Origin of the sequence: Falsiphaeobacter marinintestinus (assembly GCF_007923355.1) — a bacterium.
Lineage (GTDB): Bacteria > Pseudomonadota > Alphaproteobacteria > Rhodobacterales > Rhodobacteraceae > Phaeobacter_A > Phaeobacter_A marinintestinus.
Window position 1 is genome coordinate 236,708 of sequence record NZ_VOGO01000004.1, and the last position, 13,770, is coordinate 250,477.

Here is a 13,770-nt window from a genome sequence, read left to right on the forward strand (position 1 = left end):
ATGAGTGATCTGATGGACGGCGCCCTTGCGCGCCAAGGGCTGCTGAGCAAAGACGCCTGCGCCACTGCGCAAGACGTGCTGGATCGGGTTAAGCGTGACGGGCTTGAAACCGTGCGCATCCTGTTTGCGGACCAGCATGGTGTCTTGCGGGGCAAGACGGTTGTGGCCAGCGCCTTGCGGTCAGCCTTTACCAGCGGGATTGCGGCGCCATCGACCTTGTTGTTGAAAGACACGTCGCATCGCACGGTGTTCCCGGTCTGGTCGGATGAGTCCGGGATCGACGCCGGGCCGATGCAGGGCGCGAATGACGTGTTGCTGGTGCCTGACCCGGACAGCTTTCGCGTGCTGCCATGGTCGCCGCATTCTGCATGGCTGTTGTGTACACCGGTGTTTCGCGATGGCACGCAGATCCCTTTTGCTTCGCGCTCGGTTCTGGAAGGCGCTGTGGCTGCTCTGGACGCGCAAGGGTTGGCGGCAGTCATCGGGCTTGAAGTCGAATTTCATGTGTTTGAGCGCCTTGATCCGTCACTGGATCATGCACAGACCACCATGCCCGGCGCGCCGTCCACCACGCGGGCGCTGACCCAAGGGTATCAATTTCTCACCGAAACGCGCTATGGCGAGGTCGAGCCGATCCTCGACACGCTGCGCCGCCATGCTCAGAAGCTGGGATTGCCGGTGCGGTCGGTCGAGATCGAAATGGGGCCCAGTCAGTTCGAATTCACGTTTGATCCCGGCGATCCGATGACTCAGGCCGACAATCTGGTGATGTTTCGCACGCTGGTGAAAGAGGTCTGCGCCGCCCAGGGGCTGCATGCCAGTTTCATGGCCAAGCCAAACCTTGAGAACATCGCCGCCAATGGCTGGCATATCCATCAGTCTCTGATTGACCGGAAGACCGGGCGCAACCTGTTCATGCCGGACGAGGCCGGTCTGACACCGCAAGCAGCGGGGTGGATTGCCGGACTGCTGACCCACGCGCGGGCGTCCAGCCTGCTGACTGTGCCAACGGTGAATGGATACAAACGCTATCAGCCATTCCAACTGGCCCCGGACCGCGTGCAATGGGGCGAAGACAATCGCGGTGCCATGGTACGGGCGTTGCTGATGCCGGGTGATCCGGCCAGCCGGGTTGAAAACCGGGCACCCGAAAGCGCGGCCAACCCGCATTATGCGCTGGCGGCGCAGTTGATCAGCGGGCTGGACGGTCTCAACAGGACCTTGGCCCCGCCTCCGCCGACCGTGTCCCCCTATGACAGCGCTGCCGAGCGTTTGCCCCAAACGATGGCAGACGCCATCGATGCGTTCGACGCATCGCCGCTGTATCGCGCGACACTGGGCGATGCGACGGTTGATTATCTGCTGAGAATCAAGCGCGCAGAATGGGCGCGGTACCTGTCGACAGTGTCGGAATGGGAGCAGGCCGAGTATTTCGGGCTGTTCTGATTTCACCTGTGCGACCTGATCGCGACATTATCCGTTCTGAGGGCGACATTTGCGGGCTTGTCCCACGGGTGACGTGGCGCTAATGTGCCTGCAAGCATGTGGGAGAACTGGTTTTCAAGAACCGGTGCCGAAGGAGCAACCGCCCCGGAAACTCTCAGGCCCAATGGACCGCAGGCTTACCGACGACACTCTGGAGAGTGGTGCACAAACGCACCCGCCGAAGGGATAACGATCTCAGGCGAAAGGACAGAGGGGGCATCGCATGGCGCGCAGCTGCACGTCGGATATGGGATGCCGGGAGATTTCCAAAATCGCTCCGGTCACAAAATGGACGGTACGATGGCGGATCTTTTGAGAACACCATTATACGATCTTCATGTGGAACTTGGGGCCAAGATGGTGCCCTTTGCCGGCTATGAAATGCCGGTGCAGTATCCGCTGGGAGTCATGAAAGAACACACCCACACACGCGAAAAGGCCGGGCTGTTTGACGTCAGCCATATGGGTCAGGTGATCTTGCGGGGTGAAAGCTATGACGCCGCCGCGCGTGCCTTTGAGCGCTTGGTACCGGTTGATGTGCTAGGGCTGGGCGAAGGGCGGCAGCGCTATGGGCTGTTCCTGAACGAACAGGGCGGCATTCTTGACGATCTGATGTTCGCCAATCGCGGCGATCATCTGTTTGTTGTGGTCAATGCGGCCTGCAAGGCGCAGGACATCGCAAACATGAAAGCGGCGCTGGAACCGGATATCCGCGTGACCCCGGTTGAAGATCGTGCGCTTCTGGCGCTGCAGGGGCCAGCAGCCGAAGCGGTTTTGACGGAACTCTCACCAGACGCGGCGAACATGCGGTTCATGGATGTGCGTACGATTGATCTGGACGGGGTCGAGGCCTGGGTTTCGCGCTCGGGCTATACCGGCGAAGACGGGTATGAGATTTCAGTGCCTGCGGATCAGGCAGACCAGCTGGCGCGCAAACTTTTGGCCCACGATGATGTTCAGGCCATTGGTCTTGGCGCGCGGGATTCGCTGCGCCTTGAGGCCGGGTTGTGTCTGTATGGTCATGACATCGACACCGATACTTTGCCGGTCGAGGCGGGGCTGATCTGGGCGATCCAGAAGGTGCGTCGCAGCGGCGGGGAACGGTCTGGTGGATTTCCGGGGGGGCAGCAGGTTCTGGCGCAGATCGCGGATGGTGCGCCGCGCAAACGTGTTGGGTTGCGTCCTGATGGGCGTGCTCCGATGCGCGAAGGTGTCGAACTGTTTGCGGAAGCCGAGGGTGGTGGCGTGATCGGAAAAATCACGTCCGGCGGTTTTGGTCCGACAGTTGGTGGGCCGGTGGCGATGGGCTATGTGCCCGCCGAACTGGCCGCACCCGGTACCACGATCTACGGCGAATTGCGCGGCAAGCGCCAGCCCGTCACCGTCACAAAGCTGCCCTTCGTGGCGGCCAACTTCAAGCGATAAAACGATAGTCCAAGGGGAATCCAATCCATGAAATACACTGAAGAACACGAATGGTTGCTGGAAGAAGGCGAACTGATTGTTGTGGGTATCACCGCCTTTGCCGCCGAACAGCTGGGCGATGTGGTGTTCCTGGAACTGCCCGATGAAGGCACCGAGGTCAGTAAGGATGACGAAGTTGTCGTGATCGAAAGCGTCAAGGCGGCATCGGACATTCTGGCCCCTCTGGACGGCGAGATTGTCGAAGTGAACGACGCACTGGTTGCCACCCCCGGCAAGGTCAACGAAGACCCGACCGGCGAGGCGTGGTTCTTCAAGATGAAGCCGTCGGATCTGTCTCCGATGGACGACTACATGGATGAGGCAGCCTATAAAGACTTCATCGGCTAGCGCGCTGGTTCGGCCGGGGACGCCTCCGGCGGGAGTATTTTTCAAAGAGAAGAATGGGGCGCGCCTTGGACAAGGCGGCGCACGGTAGAGGAGTACCTGCAATGACCTTCACCCCGACCGATTATCTGCCATATGATTTCGCCAATCGCCGCCACATCGGGCCATCGCCCGCTGAAATGGCAGACATGTTAAAGGTCGTTGGCGTCGAGAGTCTGGAAGCGCTGATTGACGAAACCATCCCGCAGGCGATCCGGCAGGACGCGCCGCTGGATTTTGGCAAACCCATGTCCGAGCGAGAGCTGATCCATCACATGCGCGGCATTGCGGCGAAGAACACGGTACTGACCTCGCTGATCGGACAGGGGTATCATGGCACGGTCACGCCCCCTGCAATCCAGCGCAACATCTTTGAAAACCCGGCCTGGTACACCGCCTATACCCCCTATCAGCCCGAGATCAGTCAGGGCCGGTTAGAGGCGTTGTTGAACTTTCAGACCATGATCAGCGATCTGACCGGTCTGGAAATCGCCAATGCGTCGCTTCTGGATGAATCCACCGCCTGCGCCGAGGCTATGACGATGGCGCAGCGGCTTGCCAAGTCCAAGGCCAAGGCGTTCTTTGTTGATGAGAATTGTCATCCGCAGAACATTGCCGTGGTTCAGACCCGCGCGGCGCCATTGGGGATCGAGGTGATTGTCGGAAGCCCCGATGATCTGGAGGCCGATCAGGTGTTCGGGGCCTTGTTCCAGTATCCCGGCACATACGGCCATCTGCGTGACTTCACCGACCTGATTGCAGCCCTGCACGAGGCCAAGGCGATTGGTGTGATCTCGGCTGATCCGCTGTCTTTGACACTGTTGAAGGAACCGGGCGCGATGGGGGCCGACATTGCGGTGGGCAGCGCCCAGCGTTTTGGGGTGCCGGTGGGGTATGGCGGGCCACACGCGGCTTATATGGCGACCAAGCAGCAATATGCGCGTTCGATGCCGGGGCGCATTGTCGGGGTCAGCATCGACAGCCATGGCAACCGGGCCTATCGGTTGTCGCTGCAAACCCGCGAACAGCATATCCGGCGCGAAAAGGCGACCTCGAATGTCTGTACCGCGCAGGCGTTGTTGGCGGTTATGGCGTCGTTTTACGCTGTGTTCCACGGACCGGAAGGGCTGAAAGCCATTGCCCAGCGGATTCACCGCAAGAGCGTGCGAATGGTCAAAGGGCTTGAGGCCGCCGGGTTCGAGGTTGAGCCGAAAGAGTTCTTTGATACGGTCACCGTGGATGTAGGCCTTTTGCAGCGCGGCGTGTTGCAGGCAGCCGTGGGCGAAGGTCTGAACCTGCGCCGGGTCGGCAAGACCAAGGTTGGCATCACGCTGGACGAACGTACCCGGCCTGCCACGATCGAAGCAGTTTGGCGTGCCTTTGGAATCGTCCAGAAGGATGATGATTTTTCTCCCGAATACCGGTTGCCGGACGGTTTGGTCCGTCAGACCACCTATCTGGAACACCCGATTTTCCACATGAACCGTGCCGAGACCGAGATGATGCGCTATATGCGGCGTCTGGCCGACCGCGATCTGGCGCTGGATCGAGCGATGATCCCGCTTGGGTCCTGCACGATGAAGCTGAACGCGGCGGTCGAGATGATGCCGCTCAGTTGGCGCGAGTTTTCGCTGTTGCACCCATTTGCGCCCGTTGATCAGGCCGCGGGGTACACGCAGATGATCGACGATTTGTCGTCAAAACTTTGCGATATCACCGGGTACGCTGCGATTTCGATGCAACCGAATTCAGGTGCGCAGGGCGAATACGCCGGATTGCTGACCATTTCTGCCTATCATCGGGCCAATGGCGATAATCACCGCAACGTCTGCCTGATCCCGATGAGCGCGCATGGCACCAACCCGGCCAGCGCCCATATGGTCGGTTGGAAAGTTGTGCCGGTGAAATCGGCAGAGAACGGTGATATCGACCTGGACGATTTCCGCGCCAAGGCCGAGAAACACAGCGAAAACCTGGCCGGGTGCATGATCACCTATCCATCGACCCACGGTGTGTTCGAGGAAACCGTCAAGGACGTCTGCGAAATCACGCATACCCATGGTGGGCAGGTCTATATCGATGGGGCCAACATGAACGCGATGGTCGGGCTGAGCCGCCCGGGCGATCTGGGCGGGGATGTCAGCCACCTGAACCTGCACAAGACGTTTTGCATTCCGCATGGGGGGGGTGGCCCCGGCATGGGGCCGATCGGCGTCAAGGCGCATCTGATCCCGTTTCTGCCGGGCCATCCGGAAACCGGTGGGACCGAAGGGCCGGTGTCTGCCGCGCCGTATGGTTCTCCGTCACTCCTGCCGATCTCGTGGGCGTACTGCCTGATGATGGGCGGCGAAGGCCTGACGCAAGCGACGCGGGTTGCGATTCTCAACGCCAATTACATGGCTGAACGTCTGCAAGGTGCCTACGAGGTGCTGTATCGCGGGGGTAAAGGCCGGGTGGCGCATGAATGCATCATCGACACGCGTCCCTTTGCCGACAGCGCAGGTGTCAATGTCGATGATATCGCCAAGCGCCTGATGGATGCCGGGTTCCACGCCCCGACGATGAGCTGGCCGGTGGCTGGCACCCTGATGATCGAGCCGACGGAATCCGAAACCAAGGCCGAGCTGGACCGGTTCTGTGATGCGATGCTGGCGATCCGTGAAGAGATCCGCGCGATTGAGAACGGCAAGATGGATGCCGAGAACAACCCGCTGAAGAACGCGCCGCACACGATGGAGGACCTCGTGCGCGATTGGGATCGACCCTATACCCGCGAACAGGGCTGTTTCCCGCGTGGGGCGTTCCGGGTCGACAAGTACTGGCCACCAGTAAACCGGGTCGACAACGCATTCGGTGACCGCAATCTGGTGTGTTCCTGCCCGCCAATGGAGGACTATGCCGAAGCGGCAGAATGATCCCATGGTCTGTCCGTTGCCTTGAAAGAGAAGGCTGGCTATGAATTTGCCAGAGCATAATTTTTGAGGGACGGGCAGATTATGATGAAGAAACTTGTGCTGATCGGTGTTGTTGCGGCGATGAGCGTGTCGCTTGCAGCGTGTGGCAGCCACTCCAAAACCGAAACGAGTGTGAAATCCACCACGACCGGTCAGGAGCTGACGGACCTGCAGGCCGCATATGAAGGTGGGATCATCAGCGAGCAAGAATTCGAAAAGAAGAAAAAAGAAATCCTCAAAGAGTGATCCTTTGACATCGAGTCGCGACGACGGGCCCTGCGGGGCCCGTTTTTCGTTCCGGATCACGTGAGGCGAGCCTTTTGAGGCATTGGGTAAGCGATGTAGATCCTGTCTGGGTCGATATCTGCAAAAAAGTTTCGAACTGCCATGTCACGCATCAAGATGTGCCAGTGTTCTGGGATCCCGGCTGCCCAAGTTCTGCTGAGGCCTTGTTTTGCTTGGCGAAATTCCATTCCGCAAGTTCTGGCTGCTTTACAGTGGCCCGTCTGCGCGTGACGTGGGCGTGAAAAAACCCATTGGTTGCGGGGGGATGAAGCCGTGTGACGTACCGTCAGAGCGCTAGACATTTGTCTGATCCCCGCGCAATCTGCCCAGCGAGAGCCGGGCAAAGGCCGTCTTTGCCAGTCGGGAGGGAGACTATTGATGAACATTTCATTTGCCATGCGCGAGGAGAACCAGAAACTTCTGGAACGCGTCCGCGACATGATCCGCGACGAAATCATGCCGCTGGAAGAAGAGTATCAGGCCGAAATCGCGAAAGAAGATCGCTGGACCTATACGGCACGTCAAACCGAAATCCTGGAAGGGCTGAAATCCAAGGCCAAGGCCGCAGGCTTGTGGAACTTCTGGCTGACCGACAGCGACAAGGGCTTTGGGTTGTCCACGGTCGAATACGCCTATTTCGCCGAAGAGATGGGCAAAACCCCTTTGGGAGCCGAAGTGTTCAACTGTGCTGCCCCGGATACGGGCAACATGGAAGTGTTCGAACGCTATGGCACCGAAGCCATGAAAGAAGAATGGCTGAAGCCGCTTCTGGCCGGTGAAATCCGCTCGGCCTATTTGATGACTGAACCTGATGTGGCCAGCTCGGACGCGACCAACATCCGTATGTCTTGCGTGCGGGATGGCGATGAATACGTGCTGAACGGCGAAAAATGGTGGTCCTCGGGGGCCGGTGATCCGCGCTGCAAGGTCTATATCACCATGGTCAAAACCGGTGGGGATGAGCTGCCCAAGCACAAGCGCCAGTCAATGATCGTTGTGCCCGCCAACGCCGAAGGGATCGAAATCCTGCGCCCGATGCAGGTCTATGGCCACGACGACGCGCCGCACGGCCACATGCATATCCGCTTTACCAATGTCCGGGTTCCGGTTGACGGTCTCCTGCTGGGCGAAGGCCGCGGGTTTGAAATTTCGCAAGGTCGGCTTGGACCTGGCCGTATCCACCACTGTATGCGCGCGATCGGTCAGGCTGAAATGGCTCTGGAGCGTATGTGCAAGCGGTCGCTGGATCGCGAAGCGTTTGGCAAGAAGCTGGCCTATCTTGGTGCCAACTATGACATCATTGCAGAATGTCGGATGGAAATCGAAATGGCCCGCCTGCTGTGCCTCAAGGCGGCATGGTACATGGATCAGGGCGACGCGCGCGCTGCGGCTCCGTGGATCAGCCAGATCAAAGTGGTCGCTCCGCGTGTTGCGCTGAAGGTCGTCGACGAAGCCATCCAGATGTTTGGCGGCGCTGGCGTCAGCCAGGAAACGCCAATGGCGGTGGCGTGGACCCACCTTCGCACCTTGCGTCTGGCGGATGGCCCCGATGCCGTACACCGCCGTCAGGTGGCCCGTGTCGAACTGAAGAAATACACGCAAGAAAAAGTCTGAAAGGCATAGCCTGAACAGACAAGCGGCCTCCGGTTTCGGGGGCCGTTTTGCATTGCACGGTCAGAACCGGATGCGAAACGCCAAACCCGCAATTGGGGCAGTTTCATAGCTTTGCCGGCTGATCTCGGTGCCGGCTGCGTCGTCCAGCGTCAGTTCGCCATTGAACTCGGCCCCGACGAATGCGCTGAACGACATCCCGGGATTGGGCCGATAGCTGACCGACAGGGCGACCGGGATACTTTTATCCTCGCCGACGCCGTTCGGGGCCAGCCCGGTTCCGTCCAGCCGGAAGCGCACGCTTTCAGACCTGACCGACAACGCGAACTCCAGTTTTTCAGTGTGAGCATAGCTGAGCGTCACGCCGGGGCCGCGCGTCGCACCGGGGCCAGTGCCGGTGCTGAGGTTCCATTTGTCAGCAACATCCCAATCGATCAGCAGGGCGGGGAAAAGCTCGGTGCCGTCTTCACCCAGTTGGGTATATGCGCCAAAGGCCGGACCGATGGTCAGGCGGTCACTGACCTTCCATGCGATCCCGGCAAAAATGCCATAGGTCTGACCGTCTGACGCGGCGACCCCGCTTTGATAATCCCAGCGGACCTGGGGTGCCAGAAACACGCTGCCTGTGTCGCCAACGCGAAAGCGCATCGGGGCAGACAGACGGACATCACGGATATCGGTCCAGGGTTGGTTCGCGGCATTGCTGAAATCATAGTTGAACTGACCGACGCTGGCTGACACGCCAATCGAGTTGCCGTCTCCGAACCGATACAATGACCCAGCCCGCACAAATGCGCGCGAGGCTGAGACGGTTCCGCCTCCGCTCAGATCCGCGCTTCCCTGAAAGATGGCCAAACCGTCGATCTGGTGACCCCAGCCAGTCGGGGCTTGCGCCAACGCCGGACCCGACAATGCAAAAGCGCATATGCTGGCAGACAAGAGCCTACTACAGATTGACCTCATGACAGGGTCCCTTTTCGTTTTGAAGCGAATGCTTCGTCTTGAGGTAACATGTTGCAATGCAAAACCAAAGCAAGGCCGCTTTTGCAATTTAGTCTGGCCAGGGCAGGGGGCAGCGGAGGAGTGGACGCCGTTAGTCGAACGTTCCAGCCACACGACCGAGCAACATAAAGGCCCGCGCTGTTCGGGTTTCGCCGAGGGATGAGATTTCGGCGTCCGTTGCCACCGGTTCGAATTCGACAAACATCTGGTCGAACCGGCGCAGGAAGTGGTGCGCGGCGTCGCGGAAAATCGGGTCTTTCTTCATACGCGCGGCGGTCAGTGCCAGCGACGTCCGGTCCCGCACGCCGCCCAGTGAGGCCACAGACCGTCCGCGTGCGCCTTGCGCAAAATCGCGCCAAACCTCGGGACGGGCCATGTCAGGACGCAGGTCATCCATATAGATGCCTTCCTGCGACAACAGGGTCAGCACATCCTGTGCCGCTTGAATCAGCTTGGCTGCATTGCGGTCGCGCAGCGCGCGGCGTAGCGCAGCAAACCCGATCTCGTCATCTGCGGTTTCCGGGAAATTCAGCGCCAGGATGAAATCATCCGTGGGCAGGGGCGGGGACAATTCTTCGGCCGGGGTGCCCAGGGCAAGCGACCCCTGATCGATATCGGCAGGTGTTTGGGTGGTTTCGACGGGTTGAACATTGGGGCGGATCCGCTGATGCCGCGTGGTGTGGAACGTTGCCAGCGTGGTTTCGGTTTTTTTCGCAGCTTCGGCGATCTCATCCAGCTTTTGCGAAACCGAGGCTTCTTGCGGGACTGCGCCGCGCTGCTGCTGGGCGATCTGCGCTTGCCGGACCGCATCAATCGCGGTTTGCAGCCGCTGGCTTTCTTCGCGCATGACCCGTGATGATCGGGCCGCCGTGGCCGCGACCCAGATCATCGCCACCGGCATGAACACGGCCAGTAACGTCATGATGAACCGCAGGCCGTCGATGTTCTGGGTAGCGCCTTTGGGGGCGAAGACGAAAAATGCCACAGCCCCGGCCAGCCAGAGCAGACTTAGCGTAACGGCAATGATCTCGACGGCAGTAACCTGATCCCGACGCGGTCGGTCATACAGGCCCAACGGAGTGGACTTGCCCGAATCATTGTCTTTTGGCGCATCGGTCATCGGCAAACTCCGTCAGGAAAAGGCGATTTCCAGAACCTCGTACGAACGAATCCCGCCCGGGGTCCGGACTTCGACGCTATCGCCTTCTTCCTTGCCAATCAGGGCGCGTGCAATAGGAGATTTGATGTTAAGAAGCCCGGCTTCGATCTTGGCCTCGTGTTCGCCCACGATCTGCCAGGTCTTTTCTTCGTCCGTGTCTTCATCCACCAGCGTGACTTTTGCACCGAACTTGATCGCGCCCGACAGCTTTTTCGGGTCGATGACGTCTGCCAGCGATAGCACAGCCTCAAGCTCTTTGATGCGGCCTTCGATAAAGCCCTGTTTTTCGCGCGCTGAATGGTATTCGGCGTTCTCTTTCAGGTCGCCCAATTCGCGCGCCTCGGCAATCGCCTGAATAACTGCAGGGCGTTCAACCGATTTTAGAAGCTTCAGTTCCGCCTCGAGAGCCGCGAAACCCGTGGGCGTCATTGGGAGTTTTTCCATCTTCTCTTGTCCACGCAAAGTTTTGCGCCCCGACGCTAAAATCGCCGGGGCGCGTGTCTGAATTCAGATTACCTGACTCAAAGGCGCATGGGAATGCAAGAGGTGACAGGGTTTCCGCCCGCCAATTTGCGGCTTAGCGCCGCCTAGGTAGGGCGGGCAACCGCCTGTGACGCCGGTTTGGGTCCCTTCCATTGCGCCATCGGTTGGAAGGGGCGCACAGCCATAGCATCTCAATCATATTGCACCACTTCGAATTCGATCCCGTCGGTGTCGTGAAAATAGAACCGTCGACCAGGTTCGTAATCAGCATGATTGATTGGCTTGAACCCGGCGGCTTTGACCTTGTCCTCCATGTCATCGATGTCGTCGACGGTAATGCCCACATGGTTCAGCCCACCGATCACATCATAGCTTTCCACTTTTGGATCGGTCGGGGTTTTGGGGGTAAACAGGGCCAGATACTGTGCGTCCGTGCCCACGTGCACAGTGCGCCCGCCGTTGATTGCGGGCCCTGACCAGCGCACATGCCAGCCAAACAGATCACACATCCAGGCTGCGCTGGCATCAGCGTCTGCAACGGTCATGTTGGTATGTTCAAGTGAAGCGGTCATGATAAATCCTCTTGTTTGACTGACAGCATTAGGTGTAATTGCTAAACCTAACTTTAGGTCAAGGAAAAATTTTGATGGCAGCAAAGGGCTTATCAATTGGTGCGTTGGCGGATCGGACGGGTTTGGCGGTGTCGGCGATTCGATACTATGAATCGCAGGGGCTGATCACGCCCTGGCGCAACGACGGCGGCCAGCGGCGATTTGAACGGGCAGATATCCGGCGGCTCAGCTTTGTGATGATCGCACAGAAGTTCGGGTTCACCTTGCCCGAGATCCGCGCCTTGCTGGACCAGCTTCCCGGCGGGCGAACGCCGACGCCGAAAGACTGGGCCGCAATCAGCGAAACCTTTCGCGAACATCTGGATGCCCGAATCGAAACGCTACAGAAGTTACGCGACAATCTGGATGGTTGTATCGGTTGCGGCTGCCTGAGCTTGCCCAAATGCAAGCTCTATAACCCCGATGACCGGGCAAATGCCCGTGGCGCGGGACCCAGATACCTGATGGGCGACGTTCCAGAGCCCTGAATTGCTGCGATGCAGCCCTTTGCCGCAGTGTTACGATTGACCGCTTCGCTTGCCAAAGGGTATGCACCCACGAAAGAATGTTGCGCCAGCAGCCCCAGCTGGGACCAGTTAGCCAAGGAGCCCCAAAATGGCCGAGATTGAACGCGAAGCGATGGAATATGACGTTGTGATCGTCGGCGCAGGCCCTGCGGGTCTGTCGGCTGCCATTCGTCTGAAACAGCTGGATGCAGACCTGACCGTCGTTGTCCTTGAAAAGGGCTCGGAAGTGGGCGCGCATATCCTGTCGGGTGCGGTTCTGGACCCGTGCGGCCTGAACGAGCTGATCCCGGACTGGAAAGAAAAAGGCGCACCGCTGAACACGCCGGTGAAGGAAGACAAGTTCTACATGCTGGGTGAAGCCGGCGCCTTGCGGATCCCGAATTTTCCGATGCCGCCGCTGATGAACAACCACGGCAACTATATCGTTTCGATGGGCAATGTCTGCCGCTGGATGGCTGAACAGGCCGAAGAGCTGGGTGTTGAAATTTTCCCGGGCATGGCGTGCTCTGATCTGGTTTATGGCGACAATGGCGAAGTCAAAGGCGTCGTGGCAGGTGTCTTCGGGCTTGAGCCCGACGGATCCATCGGACCCAACACCGAACCGGGCATGGAACTGCACGGCAAGTATGTGTTCCTGTCCGAAGGCGTGCGCGGATCGCTGGCGAAAGAGGTCATCGAGAAATACGACCTTCAGTCAGGCAAAGAACCGCAGAAATTCGGCCTGGGCATGAAAGAGATCTGGGAAATCGACCCGGACAAGCACAAGGAAGGGTCGGTCACCCATACGATGGGCTGGCCGCTGAACTCCAATGCCGGTGGTGGATCGTTCATCTACCACATTGACAACAATCAGGTTTACGTCGGCTTCGTGGTTCACCTGAACTATCAGAACCCGTACCTGTTCCCCTATATGGAGTTCCAGCGCTTCAAGCATCACCCGATGGTCGCGGAACTGCTGAAGGGCGGCAAACGCGTTGCCTATGGCGCGCGGGCAATCTCGGAAGGTGGATACCAGTCCATGCCCAAGATGGTCGCGCCGGGCGTGGCATTGCTGGGCTGTTCGGTCGGCATGGTCAATGTCCCCCGGATCAAAGGCAACCACAATGCGATGCTGTCGGGTATGGCGGCAGCCGAGGCCGCCTTTAAGGCAATCCAGGGTGGTCGATCGGGTGACGAACTGTCCGATTATGAAGTCGAGGTGCGCAACGGCGAGATCGGTAATGACCTGAAGAAGGTCAAGAACGTCAAACCGATGTGGTCAAAATGGGGCCTCAATGCCTCGCTCGCGCTGGGCGGGTTCGATATGTGGTGGAACACTGTGTTCGGCGGCTCGCTGTTCGGCACGCTGAAACATGGCAAGAACGACGCCGAGGCCACGGGTCAGGCTGAACGGTTTGAACCCATCGATTATCCCAAACCGGATGGCGTACTCAGCTTTGATCGTCTGACCAACGTGTCTTTTGCGATGACCAACCACGAAGAAAGCCAGCCCTGCCACTTGCAGCTGAAAGACCCCAATATCCCGATCGTGATGAACCTGCGCAAATACGCCGAACCGGCGCAGCGCTATTGTCCGGCGGGCGTCTACGAAGTGGTTGAAGAAGAAGGCAAGGACCCGCGCTTTGTGATCAACTTCCAGAATTGCGTGCATTGCAAGACCTGCGATATCAAAGACCCCAGCCAGAATATCAACTGGGTGACCCCGCAGGGCGGCGACGGGCCGAATTATCCCAACATGTAGGCAGAAAACCGGCAATGGTGCCTGCGAACCGGCTTGCGCCATTGCCTCGCCCCCCTGAACGCCC

The 13,770-nt window shown here is 59.1% G+C and carries 12 protein-coding genes and 1 riboswitch; of the genes, 8 read left to right on the forward strand and 4 right to left on the reverse strand.

Going from position 1 to position 13,770, the window contains the following annotated elements; translation table 11 throughout:
- The 6 genes from FOY56_RS10840 (at position 1) to FOY56_RS10865 (ending at position 8,186) form a co-directional block, all read left to right on the forward strand.
- Positions 1 to 1,446, forward strand: coding sequence for a glutamine synthetase family protein (locus FOY56_RS10840; RefSeq protein ID WP_146345856.1), 1,446 nt, complete (start codon positions 1 to 3; stop codon positions 1,444 to 1,446).
- An 89-nt stretch (positions 1,447 to 1,535) separates the two neighbouring features.
- Positions 1,536 to 1,627: riboswitch (glycine riboswitch) on the forward strand.
- Positions 1,628 to 1,785: 158 nt separating this feature from the next.
- Positions 1,786 to 2,910, forward strand: coding sequence for a glycine cleavage system aminomethyltransferase GcvT (gene gcvT, locus FOY56_RS10845; RefSeq protein WP_146345857.1), 1,125 nt, complete (start codon positions 1,786 to 1,788; stop codon positions 2,908 to 2,910).
- Between the two features lie 27 nt (positions 2,911 to 2,937).
- Positions 2,938 to 3,297 (forward strand): glycine cleavage system protein GcvH, encoded by a 360-nt coding sequence (gene gcvH, locus FOY56_RS10850; RefSeq protein WP_146345858.1) that lies wholly within the window; start codon positions 2,938 to 2,940, stop codon positions 3,295 to 3,297.
- Between the two features lie 101 nt (positions 3,298 to 3,398).
- Positions 3,399 to 6,248 carry an aminomethyl-transferring glycine dehydrogenase gene (gene gcvP / locus FOY56_RS10855; RefSeq protein WP_146345859.1) on the forward strand — a complete coding sequence of 950 codons (2,850 nt, stop codon included), beginning with the start codon at positions 3,399 to 3,401 and terminating at the stop codon, positions 6,246 to 6,248.
- An 81-nt stretch (positions 6,249 to 6,329) separates the two neighbouring features.
- Positions 6,330 to 6,533 (forward strand): SHOCT domain-containing protein, encoded by a 204-nt coding sequence (locus tag FOY56_RS10860; RefSeq protein ID WP_146345860.1) that lies wholly within the window; start codon positions 6,330 to 6,332, stop codon positions 6,531 to 6,533.
- A gap of 417 nt (positions 6,534 to 6,950) precedes the next feature.
- Complete coding sequence (locus FOY56_RS10865) at positions 6,951 to 8,186, forward strand: acyl-CoA dehydrogenase family protein (RefSeq protein ID WP_146345861.1); 1,236 nt, start codon at positions 6,951 to 6,953, stop codon at positions 8,184 to 8,186.
- Positions 8,187 to 8,246: 60 nt separating this feature from the next.
- On the opposite strand, the gene FOY56_RS10870 is transcribed toward FOY56_RS10865, so the two are convergent.
- From FOY56_RS10870 to FOY56_RS10885, 4 genes are all read right to left on the reverse strand, one after another.
- On the reverse strand, positions 8,247 to 9,146 hold the full coding sequence (locus FOY56_RS10870) for a hypothetical protein (protein ID WP_246139459.1): 900 nt from the start codon (positions 9,144 to 9,146) through the stop codon (positions 8,247 to 8,249).
- Positions 9,147 to 9,276: 130 nt separating this feature from the next.
- A complete protein-coding gene (locus tag FOY56_RS10875) occupies positions 9,277 to 10,305 on the reverse strand; it encodes a hypothetical protein (RefSeq protein WP_146345862.1) in 1,029 nt (342 codons plus the stop codon).
- A gap of 12 nt (positions 10,306 to 10,317) precedes the next feature.
- The gene (gene greA, locus FOY56_RS10880; RefSeq protein ID WP_146345863.1) at positions 10,318 to 10,788 is read right to left on the reverse strand and encodes a transcription elongation factor GreA; all 471 of its coding nucleotides are present in this window, start codon (positions 10,786 to 10,788) and stop codon (positions 10,318 to 10,320) included.
- A gap of 230 nt (positions 10,789 to 11,018) precedes the next feature.
- A complete protein-coding gene (locus FOY56_RS10885) occupies positions 11,019 to 11,399 on the reverse strand; it encodes a VOC family protein (protein WP_146345864.1) in 381 nt (126 codons plus the stop codon).
- A gap of 74 nt (positions 11,400 to 11,473) precedes the next feature.
- On the opposite strand from FOY56_RS10885, the gene soxR reads away from it, so the two are divergent.
- A complete protein-coding gene (gene soxR / locus FOY56_RS10890) occupies positions 11,474 to 11,926 on the forward strand; it encodes a redox-sensitive transcriptional activator SoxR (RefSeq protein WP_186766313.1) in 453 nt (150 codons plus the stop codon).
- A 127-nt stretch (positions 11,927 to 12,053) separates the two neighbouring features.
- The gene (locus tag FOY56_RS10895) at positions 12,054 to 13,706 is read left to right on the forward strand and encodes an electron transfer flavoprotein-ubiquinone oxidoreductase (RefSeq protein WP_146345866.1); all 1,653 of its coding nucleotides are present in this window, start codon (positions 12,054 to 12,056) and stop codon (positions 13,704 to 13,706) included.
- Positions 13,707 to 13,770: the final 64 nt, after the last annotated feature.